17 protein-coding genes and 3 pseudogenes are annotated in these 19,166 nt (G+C 57.1%); 8 read left to right on the forward strand and 12 right to left on the reverse strand.

Features of this window, described 5'->3' with window-relative positions; all coding sequences use genetic code 11:
- Positions 1-53: 53 nt before the first annotated feature.
- Positions 54-875: a TPM domain-containing protein gene (locus ACO6BQ_RS07645; RefSeq protein WP_489120279.1), complete on the reverse strand. Its 822-nt coding sequence runs from the start codon at positions 873-875 to the stop codon at positions 54-56.
- A 12-nt stretch (positions 876-887) separates the two neighbouring features.
- Positions 888-2,000, reverse strand: a complete 1,113-nt coding sequence (locus ACO6BQ_RS07650; protein ID WP_489120280.1) for a TFIIB-type zinc ribbon-containing protein — start codon at positions 1,998-2,000, stop codon at positions 888-890.
- Between the two features lie 29 nt (positions 2,001-2,029).
- Here ACO6BQ_RS07650 and ACO6BQ_RS07655 point away from each other — a divergent pair.
- A pseudogene (locus tag ACO6BQ_RS07655) lies at positions 2,030-2,180 on the forward strand (secretion protein HlyD).
- Here ACO6BQ_RS07655 and ACO6BQ_RS07660 read toward each other — a convergent pair.
- The 7 genes from ACO6BQ_RS07660 to ACO6BQ_RS07690 form a co-directional block, all read right to left on the reverse strand.
- Complete coding sequence (locus tag ACO6BQ_RS07660; protein WP_489120281.1) at positions 2,177-3,493, reverse strand: TPM domain-containing protein; 1,317 nt, start codon at positions 3,491-3,493, stop codon at positions 2,177-2,179. The pseudogene ACO6BQ_RS07655 and the gene ACO6BQ_RS07660 sit on opposite strands and share 4 nt — an antisense overlap.
- 12 nt (positions 3,494-3,505) lie before the next feature.
- A complete protein-coding gene (locus tag ACO6BQ_RS07665) occupies positions 3,506-4,618 on the reverse strand; it encodes a TFIIB-type zinc ribbon-containing protein (RefSeq protein WP_489120282.1) in 1,113 nt (370 codons plus the stop codon).
- 66 nt (positions 4,619-4,684) lie between these two features.
- Entirely contained in the window at positions 4,685-6,070 is a 1,386-nt protein-coding gene (locus tag ACO6BQ_RS07670; protein ID WP_489120283.1) for an SPFH domain-containing protein, read from the reverse strand.
- A 209-nt stretch (positions 6,071-6,279) separates the two neighbouring features.
- A complete protein-coding gene (locus ACO6BQ_RS07675; protein ID WP_489120284.1) occupies positions 6,280-6,900 on the reverse strand; it encodes a response regulator transcription factor in 621 nt (206 codons plus the stop codon).
- On the reverse strand, positions 6,893-8,524 hold the full coding sequence (locus tag ACO6BQ_RS07680) for a sensor histidine kinase (RefSeq protein ID WP_489120285.1): 1,632 nt from the start codon (positions 8,522-8,524) through the stop codon (positions 6,893-6,895). Before ACO6BQ_RS07680 ends, ACO6BQ_RS07675 begins: the two co-directional genes overlap by 8 nt.
- Positions 8,525-8,529: 5 nt before the next feature.
- Complete coding sequence (locus tag ACO6BQ_RS07685) at positions 8,530-9,192, reverse strand: hypothetical protein (protein ID WP_489120286.1); 663 nt, start codon at positions 9,190-9,192, stop codon at positions 8,530-8,532.
- A complete protein-coding gene (locus ACO6BQ_RS07690; RefSeq protein ID WP_489120287.1) occupies positions 9,122-9,982 on the reverse strand; it encodes a hypothetical protein in 861 nt (286 codons plus the stop codon). The genes ACO6BQ_RS07685 and ACO6BQ_RS07690 overlap by 71 nt, the downstream gene beginning before the upstream one ends.
- A 441-nt stretch (positions 9,983-10,423) precedes the next feature.
- Between ACO6BQ_RS07690 and ACO6BQ_RS07695 the strand changes: the two genes are divergently transcribed.
- Positions 10,424-11,344 (forward strand): hypothetical protein, encoded by a 921-nt coding sequence (locus ACO6BQ_RS07695; RefSeq protein ID WP_489120288.1) that lies wholly within the window; start codon positions 10,424-10,426, stop codon positions 11,342-11,344.
- A 47-nt stretch (positions 11,345-11,391) separates the two neighbouring features.
- A pseudogene (locus ACO6BQ_RS07700) lies at positions 11,392-11,520 on the forward strand (secretion protein HlyD); the annotation flags it as partial.
- Between the two features lie 80 nt (positions 11,521-11,600).
- Here ACO6BQ_RS07700 and ACO6BQ_RS07705 read toward each other — a convergent pair.
- Positions 11,601-12,143: a hypothetical protein gene (locus tag ACO6BQ_RS07705; protein WP_489120289.1), complete on the reverse strand. Its 543-nt coding sequence runs from the start codon at positions 12,141-12,143 to the stop codon at positions 11,601-11,603.
- 378 nt (positions 12,144-12,521) lie between these two features.
- On the opposite strand from ACO6BQ_RS07705, the gene ACO6BQ_RS07710 reads away from it, so the two are divergent.
- The 5 genes and pseudogenes from ACO6BQ_RS07710 (at position 12,522) to ACO6BQ_RS07730 (ending at position 17,916) form a co-directional block, all read left to right on the forward strand.
- Positions 12,522-14,060, forward strand: coding sequence for an ABC transporter substrate-binding protein (locus tag ACO6BQ_RS07710; RefSeq protein WP_489120290.1), 1,539 nt, complete (start codon positions 12,522-12,524; stop codon positions 14,058-14,060).
- Positions 14,061-14,245: 185 nt separating this feature from the next.
- Positions 14,246-14,364, forward strand: a pseudogene (locus tag ACO6BQ_RS07715) (secretion protein HlyD); the annotation flags it as partial.
- A gap of 25 nt (positions 14,365-14,389) precedes the next feature.
- Entirely contained in the window at positions 14,390-14,926 is a 537-nt protein-coding gene (locus ACO6BQ_RS07720) for an O-acetyl-ADP-ribose deacetylase (RefSeq protein ID WP_489120291.1), read from the forward strand.
- 180 nt (positions 14,927-15,106) lie between these two features.
- Positions 15,107-16,705 carry a type I restriction-modification system subunit M gene (locus ACO6BQ_RS07725; protein ID WP_489120292.1) on the forward strand — a complete coding sequence of 533 codons (1,599 nt, stop codon included), beginning with the start codon at positions 15,107-15,109 and terminating at the stop codon, positions 16,703-16,705.
- Complete coding sequence (locus ACO6BQ_RS07730) at positions 16,702-17,916, forward strand: restriction endonuclease subunit S (RefSeq protein ID WP_489120293.1); 1,215 nt, start codon at positions 16,702-16,704, stop codon at positions 17,914-17,916. The genes ACO6BQ_RS07725 and ACO6BQ_RS07730 overlap by 4 nt, the downstream gene beginning before the upstream one ends.
- Here the strand turns inward: ACO6BQ_RS07730 and ACO6BQ_RS07735 are convergent.
- Together ACO6BQ_RS07735 and ACO6BQ_RS07740 are read right to left on the reverse strand one after the other, a co-directional pair.
- Complete coding sequence (locus tag ACO6BQ_RS07735; RefSeq protein WP_489120294.1) at positions 17,891-18,511, reverse strand: nucleotidyl transferase AbiEii/AbiGii toxin family protein; 621 nt, start codon at positions 18,509-18,511, stop codon at positions 17,891-17,893. The genes ACO6BQ_RS07730 and ACO6BQ_RS07735 overlap by 26 nt on opposite strands.
- Positions 18,508-19,101 carry a type IV toxin-antitoxin system AbiEi family antitoxin domain-containing protein gene (locus ACO6BQ_RS07740; protein ID WP_489120295.1) on the reverse strand — a complete coding sequence of 198 codons (594 nt, stop codon included), beginning with the start codon at positions 19,099-19,101 and terminating at the stop codon, positions 18,508-18,510. Before ACO6BQ_RS07740 ends, ACO6BQ_RS07735 begins: the two co-directional genes overlap by 4 nt.
- Positions 19,102-19,166 lie beyond the last annotated feature (65 nt).

Raw genomic sequence — 19,166 nt, forward strand, 5'->3', positions numbered from 1 at the left:
TGCGGGCAAAAAAGATGCGTCAAGATGGCGGTGCTGAATTTATCAGTGCTTCCTTAGTATTTTCCACCGCCGCCGCCGTGATCGCTGTCACTGCTGGAGGTGGTGATGTGAGAGCCGGAGGACGAGGTTTTTTTCTCGTATTTCGCCCGCCGGGATTCTGAGGTGCGGATGTAGATGTCCTTGCTGTGTGTGATGCGGACGCTGCTGTATGAGAGGTAGTCATCCGCCTCGGACGCTTGTTCGGTGGTATCCATTCCCTCCTCGAGGTAGGAGGAAATCGAACCGGAGACGATCGCTGCGAGGAGAAGAGCCGTGCCGAGAATCCCGACGATCGCCCATGGATCGAGGGGGATGAATGCTTTGCCCTCCTTCTCGTAGTAGGTCAGCATCTCGTCCACGGTGGCGGCAAATGCGGTGTACGCCTTGCCGTATTCGTTGTCTTTGAGATCGGGGACGAAGCTGTCTGCGAGGTACTCGATGCCGTACTCATCGGTGATGCGCTGGCGCATCTTGTTGTCGGTGGAGACGTAGAAATCACGGTCTTTCGGCGCGAGGAGGAAGACGATCGTGCCGTTTGCGCCGCCGTCCGCGATGCGGTCGACAACGGCATTTGCGATCTCACCGAGCACCTGTCCGTGCGTGTCCTTGACGTTGCCGACGAGGATGCGCACGCCGTGTGCGTTCTCAAGCGCGGCGATGCTGGCATCGAGTGCCTGCTCCTCGGCATCGGTGAGGAGATCCGCCTCGTCGATCACGCGTGCGTTTCCGATGCCAGAGGCATCCGCCACCTTTGGTACGGTGAGGATGAAAAGGCTGAGACAGAGGAGGAGCAGCGCGAGAAGTGCACTACGTCCGTGTTTCATTTCGTTCATCATGTGCCGTACCTCCTACCAGTCCAAGATCAGCCAGCCGATGTAGCAGGTGATGAGAAAGACGAGGACGGCGGGCACGAGGGGGTAATAGCGTCCCTTGAACTTGTCCCGCGGCAGCGAGGAGCTGACGACTTTGCCGGTCTGTCCGTTCATCATGAATGTGTAGGGCTTGCCTTTGTAATTCGTGGTGAGGATCCAGACGGGCAGCATTGCATAGCGGACATTCCCCTCTTCCTTATGGATCAGCGGCGCGCCCTCGGGGGTGACGTTGGTGTAGTTCTTGACGCTGGTGGCGAGCACCCAGGAGGCGCTCTCTGCGAGACGGCTGTCGGCGCGCGGCAGCGATTCCTTGACATCGACATCGTATTTGTCCGCGAGGTGTCCTGTGAAATATGCGGCGGAGAAGGGAACGAGATCCTTGTAGTCAAATGGCTCGATGCTGTCCATGAAGGAGTCGTCCATGCGCTTGCTGGCATCGACGGGGATCCCGTGGAACGTCATCTCGCCGCTGCGCTCGCAGCGGTAGTGGGATATTTCGGTGACGGTCTCATTCTTTGTTTCGCGGGTGTTCGTGCGCTCCGCATTGAAATTTGCATCGACGTTCACATGTGCGTCGAACAGCCAGAAGGGGACGTACATGGACTGGATCTCTTTGATGCGGTTCTCGGAGGTGAACTCCTTCGGGAGCAGGCGTTTTTCCTTGTAGAACTCCGTGAGTGCGGCGACTGCCTCCTCCTTCGTCTTCTTGAACGGGATGATGACATCGGGGCGCAGCATGCCGTCGAACCGGCGCGGGATCATGTTCGGGCTGCCGCAGTAGGCGCACTCAGTCGCCATGGTGTTGCCGTCGGAGACGAGCTCTGCACCGCAGGAGGAACACGTCTGGATCATCATGTGCGCCGTTTCGGCATCATCCCATGTGCTGCGTTCTCTCTCGGTGTTCTTCTCCGCCTCTTTTTTCTCCGCGGCCTGCACGGCCTTTTCCTGCTTCTTTTCGAAGAGGGCATCCATCTCCGCGATGCTGATCTTGGTATCGCAGAATTCGCAGGTGACGTGGTTGTGTCCGGGGAGGAAGGTGAGCGGCGCACCGCATTTGGGGCATTTGTAGCTGACACTTGTATCGGGCATATGACACCTCCAGGGAATCGCTGATAATAATGAAGTCCGTCAGATTGGCATGGATTTTTTCGTCCGAACAAGGAGGCAGACCGGACGCATAGCAAAAGCTATGTGGAGGATTTGCCGAAAAAGTTCGGGCAAAAAAGATGCGCTAAGATGGCGCGGCTGAATTTATCAGTGCTTCCCTAATATTTCCCGCCGCCGCCGCCATGACTTTCGTCGCGGCTGGAGGTGCTGATGTAGGAACCGGAGGAGGACGAGGAGGAGGCGGTCTCCTTGTGCTTTGTCTCACGGGACTCTGTGGTGCGGAGGAAGACGTCCTCTCGGTGTGTGAGGCGGAAGCTGCCGCGCTCGACGTAGTCATCCGCCTCGTGGGCACTTCGGACACTGAGCATGCTGTCCGAGAGATTGGCAAAGATGAACCAGTAAACGATGGCAGCAGGGATCAGCGCACCGACGAGGGCGACGATGGTGAACAGGAAGGCATCGGGGTTGAAGGGTTTGCCTTCCTTCTCATAGTATGTCACCATCTCATCCACAGCCGCTGCAAATGCGGTGAATCCCTCGGCGTATTTGTTCTCCTTGAGAGCGGGGACGAATTGCTCGGCGAGGTGTTCGATGCCGCCGTCGTCGGTAATGCGCACGCGCATCTTGTTGTCGGTGGAGATGTAGAAGTCGCGCTCCTTCGGTGCGAGAAGGAGGACGATGGTGCCGTTTGCACCGCCGTCCGCGATGCGGTCAACAACACCGTTGGCAACCTTGCCGAGCGCCTGTTTGTGCGTGTTCTTGACCGTGCCGACGAGGATGCGGATGCCGTGCGCCTGTTCATAGGCGGCGAGCTTCGCGTCGAGTGCCTGCTTCTCGGCATCGGTGATGAGGTCGGACTCGTCGATCACGCGCACAGCGCCCAGTCCCGCATCCGCTGTCTGTGTCCCCCCAGCTGCGACTGCACGTGCAACGGCACTGAGTGCGCCGCCCGTGGTGAATGGGGTGCCTTCCTTCTCGTAGTAGGTGAGCATTTCGCCCGCGACTTGACCAAATGCCGTGAACATATCGGCGTATTTCTTGCTCTCGAAGGCGGGCAGGAATTTCTCCGTGAGGTGCTCAATGCCCTCGTCGGTAATGCGCGTGGCGAGCCTTGTATCCGTGGCGACGTAGTAGGTGTTGTTTTCGGGCGAAAGGAGGAGCAGGACTGCGCCGCGTTCACCGCCGGGGGCGATGGTCTTGATGATGTTCTCCGCGAGCGGTTTCAGCGGCTTGTCTTTCCAATCACTGACGATTGCCGCGAGGATGCGGATGCGGTGTGTCCGTTCCACTGCCGCGAGCTGCGCATCAAGTTTTTGCACCTCGGCATCGGAGAGGAGGTTCATCTCGTCGATGACGCGTGCGTTTCCGATGCCCGAGGCATCCGCCGCCTTTGGTACGGTGAGGATGAAAAGGCTGAGACAGAGGAGGAGCAGAGCAAGAAGCGTGCTGCGTCCATATTTCATTTCGTTCATCATTTGCCGCACCTCCTACAGATCAAACATGAGCCAGCCGAGCCAGAAGAGGACGGCGAAGACGAGCGCGGACGGGATGAGCGGGTAGACGTACTCCTTGAATGTGTCCTTGGGCAGATCCGCACCGACGAATTTGCCGGTCTGTCCGTTCATCATGAAGGTGTAGGGCTTGCCCTGATAGTTCGTGGTGAGGATCCAGACGGGCATCATGGCGTAGCGGACATCGCCCGACTGCTTTCGGATCTTCGAGCTGCCGCTCGGGGCGGTGCAGGTATAGCCGCTGACGGTTTTGCTCAGCGCGTGGATGACGCTCGCCGTGAGGCGCGTGTCGGCGCGCGGCAGGGATTCCTTGACATCGACATCGAATTTGTCGGCGAGGTGTCCCGTGAAATACGCCGCGGAGAAGGGGCGGAGCTCGCTATAGTCGAACGGCTCGATGCTGTCCATGTACTTGTCGTCCAGGCGTTTGCTCGCGTCGACGGGGATGCCGCGGAACGTCATCTCGCCGCTGCGCTCGCAGCGGTAGTGGCTGGTCTCGATGATGATCTCGTCCGCCGTATCGCGCCGACTCCTCGTTTCCGCGCTGAAGTCCATGCTGGCGCTTACCTGCGCGTCGAAGAGCCAGAAGGGGACGTACATGGACTGGATCTCCTTGATGCGGTTTTCGTCGCGGAACGCCTTCGGGAGCAGCTTTTTCCCCTGGTAGAACTCCTTGAGCGCGGCGATGGCGTCTTCCTTCGTCTTCTTGAATGGAATGACATAGTCGGGGCGCAGCATGCCGTCGAAGCGGCGCGGGATCATGTTCGGGCTGCCGCAGTAGGCGCACTGGGTCGCCATGGTGTTGCCGTCGGAGACGAGCTCCGCACCGCAGGAGGAGCAGGTCTGGATCATCATGTTCGCAGTCTCGGCGCCGTCCCATGCGCTGCCCGCGCCGTCGGTGTTCCACTTCGATTCCTTCGCCTCGGCGGCAAGGGCTGCCTTTTCCTGCTCTTTTTGAAAGAGATTTTCGACGGTTGCAACGTCGAGCTCGGTGTTGCAGTACTCGCAGGTTATGTGGTCGTGCCCCGGGAGGAAGGAGAGGGGGGCGCCGCAGTTGGGGCATTTGTAGCTGACGCTTGTATCAGCCATATCAGTCACCTCTTTTACGCTGATAACACGGTGGTGTGCGTCCTGCGCGAACGCTTGGCTGCGTAATCACTGCTTATCGTTCTCGTCGAAGATATCGCCGCACTGTGGGCAGAACTTCGGCGGGTGGGTGGGATCGGCGGGCTTCCAGCCGCACTTGTCGCAGGCATAGAGCGGTGCACCCGCTGGTTTCGGCTCGCCGCAGTTCGCGCAGAACTTGCCCTGATTTGTCGTGCCGCAGGAGCAGATCCATCCATCGGCGGACGGCTGTGGTTTGCCGCACTCGGCGCAGAACTTGCCCGTATTGCCTGTGTGCCCACAGGGGCAGATCCATCCTGCCGCAGGTGCCGGTTTTGGCTTGCCGCAGCCGGCGCAGAATTTGCCCGTGTTGCCGCTCTGTCCGCAACCGCACGTCCATCCTGCTGCCGCACCGCCTGCTGCCATGCCGCCGACTGCTGCACCACCTGCGAGTGGATTGCCCTGCGGGGCAGCTCCGCTCTGCGGACCGAACGCACCCATCGCACCCATGCCGGCATTGCCCGCCATGCCCATGCCCATGAAGCCGAACGCGCCGCCCATGCCCGCCTCGTTTCCGGCGGCGGTGCGCATGGCATCTGCCGTCGCGGTGGCGAGACGACCCGCACGCAGGTTCGGGTCGCTCATGATGGCACTGTCCTGGATCTCCTTGATGCGCTTTTCGTCCTCTTCGTTCGCCTTGACGCTCGACACACCGAAGGAGACGATCTCAATGCCGCGCCGCTTGCCCCAGTCGTCGGACAGTTCCTCGGAGAGCTCGTTGCGGATGTCCTTTGTGTAGTTGATGAGCTGGGTGTAGCGGATGCCCTTTGCCGCGATGCGCCCGAACGCAGGCTGCAGCGCGGTCAGCAGCTCGCTCTTGAGCTGCGAGTCGATCTCGCTGCGCTCATACACGCCCTCGACGTTGCCGCAGACGTTCGTGTAGAAGAGGATCGGGTTCGTGATGCGGTAGCTGTACTCGCCGAAGCAGCGGATGTTGACGTTCAGCATGTACTGGCCGATCATGGTCTCAAACTGGATGGACTGCGCTGTCCCGTACTTGTTGCCCATGATTTCTTTCGTATTGAAATAGTAGATGCGCTGATCCTTCGGTGCGTCGCCGCCGAATGTGAAACGCTTGCCGATGTTCTTCAGCACGGACACGAGGTCACTCGCGAGATCACCGCCGAAGACGGTCGGCTCGGTCGAGCTGTCGTAGGTGAATGCGCCGGGGTCGGCACAGATCTCGACGACCTTGCCCTGCTCGACGATGATCATGCACTGCCCGTCGTTCACGGCGATGCCGGAGCCGTTCGAGATGATGTTGTCCGTCGCGCTCGTGTTGGAGCTGCGTCCGCTGACGCGTTTCTGTCCCCCTTGCGACGAGCGTGTCCTTGTCCAGACTGTCGCAGTAGAAGTATTCTTTCCACTGATCGGCAAGAACGCCGCCGACAGAGCCGACAGCTGCTTGGATGAGTCCCATAAGTCTTCCTCCTCTGTATGACAAACAAGAGTGTTCTGAAAGTTCTTTTTCTATTTTATCATATTGCGTGGAAAAGTGTACTGTCATAAATAACAGGTTGGGCGAAAAAAATGAAAAACATATGGGCGCGTACGCTACGTACACGCCCATATGTCATCCGTCCGAGTCAGCTCGCGCTGCCTGCATAGCCGCGCGCGGTCGCCTCGACAGCAAGCCCGACGATGCTCTTGTAGCCGGTCTTGGCGAGCATATTGCCGATGTGGAAGTTGACCGTGCGCTTTGTGATGCCGAGCTCGGCGGCAATCTCGTCATAGTTCATGTTGCGGCAGATGCGCTGTAGGATGGCAATCTCGCGCTCCGTGAGCGGGTTGTCCGTGCCGCCGAACGCACATCCGACGGCCGCGCTCGGGTAGATGCGTCTGCCCTGCATGGTCGCACGGATACACGCGGCGAACGCCTCGCTTGAGGACTCCTTGTAGATGAAGCTGTCCGCGCCCGCGTCCTTTGCCCAATCGAGAAACGCAACCTCCTGCATTCCCGTCATGAGAACGACGCGCAGGTTTGGAAACTGCTTCTTGAGCCGTGCACAGATCTGAATGCCGCTCGTGCGACCCTCCATGCAGATGTCCATGAGAACGAGGTCGGGAGCAAGGCGTATGCACGCCTCCTCTGCCAGCTCAGAGAGGGTGCAGGTGCCGACGACCTTGATGTCATCGAGGGGAGCGAGGATCTTGACGAGGCCTTCGAGCAGTATTTTCTGATCGTCCACAAGAAGAATTTTAATCATCCTGTTTCTCCCCTATCTGTGCATCGAGTTCAAAATGCGGCGTGTGAGTGATGGTGAGTTGCCCGCCGAGCTCGTTCACGCGGCGGATCATGCCGGCGAGCCCGCCGCCGGGACGCAGAGCCACGCAGCCGATGCCGTTGTCGCGGACACGCAGCCGCCGCTCCGTGAGCGTGATGCGGATCTCATTCGCGCGTCCGTGGCAGACGGCGTTGCTCAGCGCCTCACGGATGATGGCGGCAAAGGCGCGTGCGCGACGCAGGTTGCGCGGCAGCTCGCCCATGAGCGCAATGCGGATGCCGAGTCGCCGATAGGTGTCCGTCATGTCGGCGAGCAGCGTTGCGGGATGTGCCTCCTGCGCGAGCGGTACCGACTCCAGGAGACTGTCGATCCGTACGATCGTATCCAGTGCGTCCTTCGGCGCGGCACTTGCGAGCAGCTGCTGGAGCATACTGATGCGCTGACCGAGGATGTCGTGTACGCGCGAGGTGATCTCGTGGAGGGCGCGGTGACGCTCCGCCTTCTCGAACCGCGCGAGCAGATCCTTCTGTGCGCCGATCATGTTCGTGAGGGCTTCGTTTTTCGCCGCGAGCTCGCGCGTGACGGCATCCAGCTCCGTCACACAGGAGGCGGTCAGCTGCCAGCCGTCCAGATCGCCCGCGAGCTGTACGCGCTGCACGAGCCACACGTCGCCGGCGGCAAAGCGGAAGAGAACTGCGTTCGCGCGCAGCTCCTTTTCCGCCACGGTGGGCGCATCAAACGCCAACAGATCCTGCCAGAACACTGCCGCATTCCGATACTGCCGCCCGCAGAGCCGTTCCATGAAATGCAGCATGGCGATGTTGACGAGTACGGCACTGTGATCCGCACGGGCAAAGAGCAGCCCATCGGGCATGAGATCCAGCCCCGCACGAATCGAGGCGGTCGTCACGCTGCGGCTGCGCTGCCGCTGTGTACGGACGGCGAGCGCATCCGCCTCCGGAAGCGATTCCTGCTGTGCCCATTCCACGCCCACGCGCAGCCCGAGCGGGCGCAGGTAGGTGCACGTCTCCGAGACTGCCATCGAGAGCTCGTCGGCGCGGATGTAGCCGTCTTCCTGTCCCTTGAGGAAGAGTACACAGCGTTTTTTGAGATAGGAGGAGAGCAGGTTGAGCCGACGGATCAGCAGCGTGACCGCCGCCTCGTCGTCCGTCGCCATGAGCTGCTCGCGGAATGCACGCAGGAGCGGCCGCTTTGCCGCGAGGATCGCCTCCAGTTCCTCCGAGAGCTGACGGCGGAGCATGAGCCTGAGAAGCCGCTTTCGGATCGTGTGCTCCTCCCGCAGGACACGCCGTGCACGCAGGAGTGTGTCACGGGTCAGCGTGAGCCGCCGCTGCTGCTCGTGCAGGAGGGAGAGATCCTCCTGCCAGAGGAGCGCACCGCCGTCCACCTCCATGCGGTTCGTACGGATATCGCGCTGCGGCGCATGTGTCCGCGTCGCTGAGACGAAGACGGGCATGCCCGCCGCATCCGTGAGCTGCATCGCGAGCCGTGAGTGCGTGAAGAACTTTTGATGCAGACGGTTCGACGGCATCAGCCCCGTGCGCATACAGAGCTCGATGAGCAGCAGAAAGAACAGTGCCGTCACCGATGTCAGCTCCGCCCATTGTACCCACGCGATCCACTGATAGGCGATTGAGTACACGATGAAGGAAAAAACAGCGCAAACGGGAGCATCATCGCATTTTGCAGAACCTGCTGCGCCTTCGCCTTTTCGAGGAGAAGCAGGAGCGCGGCGAAGATCTCGATGAACCAGAGTGTCCAGTAGGCATACGCACCCCACGCCAGATGCTCCGACCACTCCATCGTCTCCGTACTCCACGTGAAGTAGAAAAATTGATGATGCAGATCGTTACAGAGAATGAGCACGGCGAGGAAGAGGTTGATGCCGAAGACTGCCTTGAGCCACGGCGGCATTGCGCGTTTAAGCACGTCCTCATCCGATGCCCATGCAATCCAGAGCAGTGCCACCGAGAGACCGCCGCGAAACACATAGTAGAGATACCAGAGGAGGCACTCGAATGCCGCGTCGTGTGTGAACGCGAGAATCTTCGCCATGCGGTCGAGCTCCCAGAGCAGGAGCATGGCGATGAGGAGAAGGACGGCGCGCCGCGCTCCGTGGTGGAGCACGCGCTGTCGGAACGTCATCCCCCAGACGAGGGTGAGGACGAGGACGATGAACCGCTCATGCGGCTCTGACGGCGTGAGGAGGGGGGCGTTGACGGATCTCCGTGTAGTAGCGTGCGTTTGCTGCACGCAGGGAGAGGAGAAAATCGGGCGGCACCGCACGCGCGGGGAGGACATCTGCGTGCGGAGGGTAGCCTGCCGCCGCCAGATCCTCAGGCAGCGCGTCGGAAAATGTGAGCGGTGTGCGCGAGAGCAGCCCCTTTGTGAACGAGAGCGTCCCATCCGCAGGGGTGACAACCGTGAGACGTGCGCCGCGCCGAATGAGGCGGTCTGCCTCGTGGTCAAAGACAACATAGACGTCGCGCACATCCCCGCCGGCGAAGATGCTCCGCACGCCGCGATGGACGGGATAAAAGCGGAGCCGTCCCTCCTCCTTCATCCGTGCGAGCCGATGAAACGCCGTGTCGAAATCGGGACCCATCCGCTGGGCGAGCAGCAGAAAGAAGATCTCTCGTGCGGGTGCGCTGTCCGGCAGGACGACCGTGACATCCTGTCGGAGATCCGCCCAGCGCGTCACAGGCACGGGCGCATCCTCGGGCACGGCGAACACGACCGTCGCCGTGAAATGCGGATACCAGTACAGCGACTCCGACGTTCCGCGCTGAAACCGCTCCGCCTCGAAATCGTAGACCTCGATCGCATCCACGTGGCGATCCTGAAACAGCTCGAGACGCTTGTGCGTACATCCCAACATCTCCATCGGCTCCATGCTCGCGCGGCGCAGGATGTTGACATACGCCGTGCCATAGTTGCGGTCATAGCCGAGGGTGAGCGCATCCGCACGCGCGGCGGAGAGAAGGAGGCAGACCGCACCGAGCAGACAGAGGGAAAGCAGGGACAATGATCGCAGTCGTTCCATCGCTGCACCTCCTTCCATTTATATTATTTCGTTTGGAATGTATAAAATTCCTTGCGTGAAAAGTCCTATTATCTAAAAAGTTGAAACGATTTATAGAGCGTTTTCTGTGATTTCTTGTGAATTCACTTGATTCATGGTAGAATAAAATAAGTTTTACGACAAAACAATTTCTGCCCATTTGGACACGATCAGAACGGAGGACATCGTGCGACACATCCACCACCTTGTTCCCCTCGCGCTCATGGGCGCATCCCTTTCCTGTGTCATGCCCGCCGCAGCTGCCGCGCTCCCGCCTGATGCGACGGAGCAGAGCGCACCGGCAGAGCGGCCGACGGACACAGCGAATGTCGAAAAAACACCGCGCTTCGAGTTCTGGGGCGACTACCGCTGGCTCTATGGTAAGGCACGCATGGAGCTTCCCTCCGTGAAAAAAGGCAGGACGTGTTCCTCTCTACGCGCCGTTTTCGCATCGCCCCGACCGCTCACCTTGGCGGCGGGTGGAGCGTCAGCGGGATGCTCGAGGACATCCGCTATGACAAGGACACGATCGCGGGCGCACATCGGAATGACCGTCATCTCTACCTCTCGCGCCTCTACGCCGAACACGAGAACGGACATGGTGCGAAGATCCGCGCGGGCAGATTCATCTTCACCCCGATTGAGGGCAACGTCTTTGACAAGCGTGTCGAGGGCGTGCGCTGGCGATACGGTGACAAGAGCGTCGGGATGACCTCCATCTTCTACGGGCGCACCGTCGCGCGGACAGGAGACAAGCGGAAACGCGGCGTCATCCTCGGCTATGAACGGAACTGGACGAAGTGGATGGGCGGTGCGTTCTACTACGATATGGAGACGGAGCTGCCAGCCGTCACGCGGGTGCAGGCGATGAAAGACCCACTTGCCCTCCACAACGGCATCGACCATCAGCGCATCCTCGAACTCTTCGCAGGCTATCGGTTTGACCGATACCGCAGCATCGAGGTCGAGTACCTGCACGGGCGCGCAGAGACCGATCTCGACCACTATGACGACGAGGGACACGGATATGTGGCGACGCTCCGTCTGCGCCCCTCGCCCGATGTGGAGAAGGCGGGCGACTACGGCGCGTGGATCGCCTACTATCATCAGCCGCGTGCGACCTATCTCCATCACGCGATGGACGGCGACCCGACCTTCTTCGGGCGTGCGGGATTCCGCGGCTGGGGGGCGCGTGCCGACATCGTCCTTGCACGCGGCGTTGCACTCGCCGTCGAGGGCTTCGACCTGCGCCCCGCCCGCTCCGGCGCACCGCTCTTTAGGGGGCGTACATTTGACGGCGCACGGCAGAAGGTGCTCGGGATGAGTCTCACGGTGTATTTTTGAAAAAATGTTTAGGGAATCGCTGATAAAATAGACCCTCAGATTGGCGTAGATTTTTTCGTCCGAACAAGGAGACAAACCGGACGCATAGCCAAAGCTATGTGGAGGATTTGCAGGCATTGTGCGGGCAAAAAAGATGCGTCAAGATGGCGCGGCTGAATTTATCAGTGCTTCCATAACCTCGGTTAAGGAAAAAATGGCTGCTGTGCGAAGGGGAGACCTTCATCACAGCAGCCGTTTTCTTATGCTTTTGGGTGCGTTACTTCTCGTGCAGCCAGATGGAGCGGATTCCGGGGCTGTGCTCGGCGCAGATGTAGAATGCGAGCTGTGCCGTTTCCCCGTCGTAGAAGTAGCCGCAGACGGGCGGGGCGTTGTTGCTGCACTTGGGCTTCGGCAGGTAGCCGTACGCCTCCTCAAGATCCTCCGCCGTGCTGTCCAGATGGATGCCGCGCGGTGTCTCAAGGCTCTGCGACTCCTCCGACGGCTTTGAAAGGTACTCATTCACGTCGTTCACGCCGAGCTGCACGGCGGTGACGTGCCAGCCCCTCTCGGTGCTGCGGTATGTCAAGAGGAGTGACGCACCGTAGTCGATGACGTGTATGCCGACATCCTCGCCGTTCCACACATCCACGCCGTCCGCGACACGATTGCCCCTGCCGTAGAGTTCCTCCACATCGGCACGCGTATCGCCGATGCGGATGCCGCCGAGTGCCATATCCTCATCCGTGAGCTGCGCCGAAGCGAGGGATGCGGGGAGGATGAACGCGAAGATCGCGGCAAGGAGAAATGATTTTAGTTTCATAGAACACACCTCCGCTGTTCATAATCGTTTGACTATAGGAATCGCTGATAAAATAGACCCTCAGATTGGCGTAGATTTTTTCGTCCGCACAAGGAGGCAACCCGGACGCATAGCCAAAGCTATGTGGAGGATTTGCAGGCGTTGTGCGGGCAAAAAAGATGCGTCAAGAGACACAAGCTGAATTTATCAGTGCTTCCTATACGTATCTTATCATAAAAATTTTCTCCTGTGACCTGTCATAAACAACAGGTTTTCAGGAAAATTTTGAAAAAACTTTTAGTGACGAAACGGAAAATTTTTTTCAAAATACAATTGCGAAAATGAGAAAGAGCTTTTATAATGCAAATCAAAATACGTTCGATTGGAGGGGGTGATGTAGTGAAGAAACTGCTGCTTTTGTGCATGGCGTTCGTCCTCCTGGCACTCGTCGGCGGCTGCGGCACGGAGCGTGCGGACGAGGGACACGGCAAGCAGTTGGTCTTTGGGTCGAAGAACTACGATCAGATCAATCCTCTTTTGAACGAGTATGGGGTGATCGAGCAGGTGCTCTTTGACGGGCTGATGCGGCGGGATGCGACGGGGGCGACGGTGCCGGGACTGGCGGAGTCGTACGAATACGATCCGGAGACCTATACCTATGTATTTCGGCTGCGTGACGGCGTGTCTTGGCATGACGGGAAACCGCTGCGTGCGGCGGATGTGAAGTTCACCATCGAGGCGATCCGAGATTCGCTGACGGACTCGCTCAATACGCAGAACTTTGAGGATGTGCGTGAGATCACCGAGCTCGATGACAAGACTGTGCGCATCCGCCTGTCCGCGCCGAATACAGCCTTTCTCGACTATATGGTGCAGCCGATCCTGCCCGCACATCTCTTGGCGGGGCGGGATCTGAGGACGACAGGATTCTTCCGCAGCCCCGTCGGCACGGGACCCTTCCGAATCGACCGTTGGGAGGCGGGGCATCGGATCGTGCTCGTGAAGAACGAGGACTACTATCGCGGCGCACCGAAGGTCGACAGCTTCGTCTTCAAGATCATTGAGGACGATGTCACGGAGGCGCAGGCACTTGCGGACGGACAGATCGACGCGGCGCATCTTGCCCCGACGAATGCGGCACAGTTCATGGGGAATCCCGCTTACCGCTGCTATGACATGAAGACGACGGACTACCGCGCGATCCTGTTCAATTTCGCCCATCCATACTGGCAGCGGAATCGTGACCTCATCCCTGCAATCTCCTATGCAATCGACCGGCAGGCACTCATCGACAAGGCACTGCTCGGCTACGGAACACCGGCGTACGGCCCTTTGCAGCGCAACGTCTACAACAATCCGAACGTGGAACGCTACGACTACAACCCCGCCAAGGCACGGGCACTCCTCGAGGCGGCGGGCTGCGTGCGGGGCGCAGACGGCTACTATATGCGCGGCGGTGAGGAGGTTGGTTTTCGGCTCACCGTGCGGAACGATAATTTTGCCCGCATCGAGATCGTCCATGCAGCAGCGGAGCAGCTGTGCGCCGCCGGCATCCACTGCACGGTGGAGACCCCGGCGCAGATTGACTGGGACAGGCAGATGGCGTACCTCATCGGCTGGGGCAGTCAGCTTGATCCGGACGTACATACATACAAGGTGTTTACGACAAACGGGAAAGCGAATATGGGTCGTTACTCGAACGCACGCGTTGATGACGATCTCTTGGCGGCGCGGCGTACGAGCGACCCCGACGAGCGGATGCGGCTCTACGGGGTGTTCCAGGAGGAGCTGGCAAAGGATCCGCCCTATGTGTTCCTCTGCTACATCGACGCTGTCTACGTGGTGAGCGCACGCGTGCATGGCATCGCGGAGGACAACCTGCTCGGACATCGCGGCATCGGCTTCTTCTGGAACGTCAACGAGTGGACGGTGGAGTAGAACATACCCCTGCACGATGTTTCGGAAAGCGAATCATCGAGAGAAGCTTCATGATAGAGCCGCTGCCATGTTGGGCGTGGAACGCCGGCAGAAAATCATGGAGAACCTGCAGCTGGAGCAAAAGGTCTATGTCTCGGAGCTGAGTAAAGGAATCACTGATAAAACAGACCCCCAGATTGGCGTAGATTTTCCATCCGAACAAGGAGATAAACCGGACGCATAGCAAGCGCTATGTGGAGGATTTGTCGACGAGGACAGGGGAAAAAGATACACCAAGGTGGCAGGGCTGAATTTATCAGTGATTTCTTTATGTCAAACAAATAGGAGTGATGATATTGGAACCGAACGCATCAAAGAATGAGATGGTCTATTTCGTGGGGGATATCACGACGCTCGCCGTAGATGCCATCGTAAACGCGGCGAATCGGAGTCTCCTCGGCGGCGGTGGCGTTGACGGAGCGATTCATCGGGCGGCAGGCAGGGATCTCCTCGCGGAGTGCCGTACGCTCGGCGACCGCGAGACGGGCGCGGCGAAGATCACGAAGGGATATCGTCTGCCCGCGCGTTATGTGATCCATACGGTCGGTCCCGTCTACAGCGGCAGTGCATCCGATGCGGAGCTGCTGCGCTCCTGCTATCGGAACTCCCTTGACCTCGCACGGGCACACGGACTGCATACCATCGCGTTCCCTGCCATCTCGACCGATGTCTACGGCTACCCGAAGGAGGCGGCGGCAGAGGTCGCACTCATGACGATTCGGGAGTGGTTTGATGCGCATCCGAATGCGGGCATGAGCGTGACCATCGTGAGCTTCAGCGCGCAGGATGATGCGATCTACCAGAACCTACAGAGGGTGCTCTGGTAAAAATATGCGGTGAGAAATGAGATGAGGGGGTACGAATGAATTGAAGGAAGCCCTCATTCCTTTCCTTTTTATGCAATAAGAAAAGGGAAAAGTAAAGGGGGCGCGTTCGCGTCTTTTCTTGGATATCGTGAACATATCGCAATTTTGTGTTAAAATGGGATAATAAACGGAGGCGAGATCATGGACAACAAGAAGGAAATGGAGCGGGCAGAGCTGCATCGCGCCATCTGGCAGATCGCGAACGACCTGCGCGGGAGTGTGGCAACGGGGTGGGACTTCAAACAGTATGTGCTCGGCACACTGTTCTATCGCTATATCTCGGAGAAGCTGACGAACTACCTCAACGCCGAGGCGCGTGAGGCTTATGAGGCGGGGGATGAGAGCGCTAAGGATTTTGACTATGCTGCAATCAGCGATGCGAAGGCAGAGTCTGAGAAAGATAATATTGTCCAGATGTTCGGATTTTTCATTTTGCCAAGCGAGCTTTTTGCGAACGTGCGGAAGAATGCACTAGATAATGAAGATATAAACGAAACGTTGGAGCGGGTCTTTCGCCATATCGAAAATTCGGCACAGGGAACACCAAGCGCAGACGATCTTATGGGATTGTTTTATGACTTTGATGTGAACAGCCTGAACCTAGGCGCAACACTGAAAGAGCGTAATACTAGGCTAGTGAAACTTCTCAATGCGATTGGCGATATGAGATTAGGCGAATATCAAGATCATGTGATTGATACCTTTGGTGATGCCTATGAATACCTCATGCGCATGTATGCAGCAAATGCCGGAAAGAGCGGCGGCGAGTACTACACGCCGCAGGAAGTCTCTGAACTTCTTGCGCGGATTACTGTGCATGGTAAGACACACGTCAACAAGGTCTATGATCCCGCCTGCGGCAGCGGATCGCTCCTACTCAAGTTTGCAAAAATCCTTGGAAAGGACAACGTGCGGAACGGCTTCTACGGGCAGGAGATCAATATCACCACCTACAACCTCTGCCGCATCAATATGTTCCTGCATGATATCAACTTTGACGACTTCGACATTGCTCATGGGGATACTCTCATTAACCCGAAACACTGGGACGATGAGCCGTTCGAGGCAATCGTCTCGAATCCTCCGTACGCAATTCGTTGGGAGGGGAAAAATAATCCAACACTCATCAATGACCCGCGCTTTGCCCCTGCTGGCATACTCGCGCCGCCATCGAAGGCAGACCTCGCCTTTATCATGCACGCGCTCGCATGGCTTGCGGCAAGCGGGACGGCGGCGATTGTCTGCTTCCCAGGCATCATGTATCGCGGCGGCGCAGAGCAGAAGATCCGTCAGTACCTCGTGGACAGCAACTATGTCGATGCTGTGATTCAGCTCCCTGCAAACCTCTTTTTCGGCACAAGCATCGCGACCTGCATTATGGTGCTGAGGAAGTCAAAGGCAGATACGACGACCGTCTTTATCGACGCATCGAAGGAATGTGTCAAGGTCACGAACAACAACAAACTCACGCAGGAGAATATTGAGCGCATCCTAACACTCTATACGGAACGTGTGGATGTGGCGCATACGGTACGCGTCGCAAAGGGCGCGGAGATCGCCGCCGAGGATTACAACCTCTCCGTCAGCACCTATGTCGCGCCGGAGGACACGCGCGAGGTCATCGATATCGGGCAACTGAATGCGCAGATACGGGAGATTGTCGCACGCGAGGCTGTCCTGCGCGACGAGATTGAGAAGATCATCGCCGAGATCGAGGGAGAGGAGGGCATCGCGCTATGAGCCGGCTGCGTGAGATGATAAAGGAGCTGTGTCCCGACGGGGTGGAGTATCGGAAGTTGGGGGAGATTTTATCTCGTCATAAAGGAATAGCGATTACCGCTGGAAGAATGAAAGAATTGCATACGCCTAACGGAGAAATACGAATATTTGCAGCGGGTAATACCTATGCTGATGTTATGGAGAGTGATGTTGATAGGGACGGCATCATACGGGAACCTGCTATTATTGTAAAGTCGCGTGGAAATATCGGATTTGAGTATTATACGAAACCATTTTCTCACAAAAATGAAATGTGGTCATATACGACAGATCACGCGTTCATTTCTCTAAAGTATGTGTACTATGTTTTGGAGCAAAACATGGCATATTTTCAAAACAAGGCAAAGACAGGAAAATTGCCGCAGATTTCAATATCTGATACAGAGAACTATGAAATCCCCGTCCCGCCGCTCCCCATCCAAAATGAAATCGTAAAACTGTTGGACAATTTTACAGAGCTAACAGCGGAGCTAACAGCGGAGCTAACAGCGGAGCTAATGTTGCGAAAAAAACAATATAATTTTTATCGTGATAGTCTTTTGAACTTTGTCCGTGTGGATGATACAATCGTTCAGACAGACAGACAGACAGACAGACAGACAGCTCTAAGAATAGGTAAAATTGGGCTACTGCAACAATCTGTCGCGGTTGAGTGGAGAGAACTGTTTGAGATTACAAGATCTGTTTCCTCAGGCAAAAATAAGACTAGAACCCCCGATGGTGAATATCCGGTGTATGGATCAACGGGGGTCATAGGAAGGTGCTCCGAATCTATGTATGAGGGGGCTCGTATCCTTGTTGCACGAGTGGGGATGGCTGCTGGATTTGTTCAAATTGTGACTGGTAAATATGATGTGTCGGATAATACGCTTATTGTCGATGTGATGAATGATGTGGATATGAAGTACATTTTTTACTACTTAGTGCATGTGAATTTGAATCAGCTTGCTCGTGGTGGTGGACAGCCTCTGATTACAGCAGGACAATTAAAGTCGATAAAAATCCCCATCCCGCCGCTCGAAGCCCAGCAAAAAATCGTCTCCATCCTCGACCGCTTCGACACCCTCACGAGTGACCTCACACAGGGACTGCCCGCCGAGATCGCCGCTCGCAAGAAGCAGTATGAATACTATCGCGACAAACTCCTCACGTTTCGGCGCAAGGGGGCATGAGGTGCACTCCTGGAACCTCCTTTGCCAGTTTTACGATCGCTGCAGCCGCCATCTCCCACGTTACGTTCCTGGCATAGCTATATTTTGACTGATAGTGCCGCCACAGACCGCTCATCTGAGGACTGTCTGCTACCGTGTGAATAATGTATACAATCTCCTTTGGCGTGATGAAATCCCCTGTTGTAATGTCAATCTTGAGTATCTGCCTCGTCTTATCCAGAAGTGCGCCGATGGAGATACGAAAACCGGGATAGTCGGCTTCCTCACGGATTTCCTCAATTCCATGCATGGTGAGGGAAACACCGTCGTTCATTGGAATGGAGAGAATTTCCTCGATCATGGCGGTAATTTCAGATGTGTTCAGCGTCCTGCCCTTGATCGTTGCATCCATATCCATTGTCGTCCGTTCCGCAATGCCGACCATTGAGGCAATCAGCATGCCGCCTTTGAGAATGAAGTTGTGCTTGTTCTTGGAGTTTGCGATGCGCTCCAAGAAGCGCTCCAGCATAAAGCTGCGCAGGAGGATTTCAGTCTGCACGTTGGCTATCTTTGCACGGTTGCGGATGTGCGCCTTCAGTTGCTCCGATGTCCTCATAGCAGTACCTCCATATAGTGACGGAGTGGCTGTTCTACGCGGAATGTTTTCGCCATTTTCATGAGTGTATTCAGGTTTTTATCCTTTCGTCTGACATAGCGTCTGAGTGCATCGGTCAGTAGTGGCACATCCATCCTGCTGCGACTGCGCAGACAATCACAGATGGTGCGCTCCATGGTGTAAACTCGTACAGTGTGCCCAAACATCGTCTCTGCTTCCGTTGTTTCGACTGTGTGCAGGTCGCGTTTAATGGTATATACCGTAAAGCCCTCCTCGCGCAGTTTTACAGTATTATACCCCGTTGGGACGGTCACGGAGTAGGAAATGGGATCGCGGTCGGTCAGGTCGTGGAGAAATAACGCTGTTTCATGGGAGTAGATGATTTTCGGGCGACGTTGCTGTGTGACATACATCCGGTCGACGAAATCATGTGGCAGTACATATACACCGAAGGTCGGACGTTCCAGTACGCCGCACTTAACAAGTTGGCGCAGACGTTCGTTCGAGATGCCCGCTGCGTTTGCCTCAGCTGTTGTGATTGTATTTCCGTTTTGTATTAAAATAGGTTTTAGTTCTGCTGGAATCGTCATGTCATTCACCTAAGGAAGCACTGATAAATTCAGCCGCGCCATCTTGACGCATCTTTTTTGCCCGC

It is taken from the genome of Centipeda sp. (in: firmicutes), from assembly GCF_057271695.1.

Excerpts from the sequence above, each read along its gene's own strand:
- ACO6BQ_RS07645 (WP_489120279.1), bottom strand. The coding sequence starts at position 875 with ATGATGAACGAAATGAAACACGGACGTAGTGCACTTCTCGCGCTGCTC.
- ACO6BQ_RS07650 (WP_489120280.1), bottom strand. The coding sequence starts at position 2,000 with ATGCCCGATACAAGTGTCAGCTACAAATGCCCCAAATGCGGTGCGCCG.
- ACO6BQ_RS07660 (WP_489120281.1), bottom strand. The coding sequence starts at position 3,493 with ATGATGAACGAAATGAAATATGGACGCAGCACGCTTCTTGCTCTGCTC.
- ACO6BQ_RS07665 (WP_489120282.1), bottom strand. The coding sequence starts at position 4,618 with ATGGCTGATACAAGCGTCAGCTACAAATGCCCCAACTGCGGCGCCCCC.
- ACO6BQ_RS07675 (WP_489120284.1), bottom strand. The coding sequence starts at position 6,900 with ATGATTAAAATTCTTCTTGTGGACGATCAGAAAATACTGCTCGAAGGC.
- ACO6BQ_RS07690 (WP_489120287.1), bottom strand. The coding sequence starts at position 9,982 with ATGGAACGACTGCGATCATTGTCCCTGCTTTCCCTCTGTCTGCTCGGT.
- ACO6BQ_RS07705 (WP_489120289.1), bottom strand. The coding sequence starts at position 12,143 with ATGAAACTAAAATCATTTCTCCTTGCCGCGATCTTCGCGTTCATCCTC.
- ACO6BQ_RS07720 (WP_489120291.1), top strand. The coding sequence starts at position 14,390 with ATGATATTGGAACCGAACGCATCAAAGAATGAGATGGTCTATTTCGTG.
- ACO6BQ_RS07725 (WP_489120292.1), top strand. The coding sequence starts at position 15,107 with ATGGACAACAAGAAGGAAATGGAGCGGGCAGAGCTGCATCGCGCCATC.
- ACO6BQ_RS07730 (WP_489120293.1), top strand. The coding sequence starts at position 16,702 with ATGAGCCGGCTGCGTGAGATGATAAAGGAGCTGTGTCCCGACGGGGTG.
- ACO6BQ_RS07735 (WP_489120294.1), bottom strand. The coding sequence starts at position 18,511 with ATGAGGACATCGGAGCAACTGAAGGCGCACATCCGCAACCGTGCAAAG.
- ACO6BQ_RS07740 (WP_489120295.1), bottom strand. The coding sequence starts at position 19,101 with ATGACGATTCCAGCAGAACTAAAACCTATTTTAATACAAAACGGAAAT.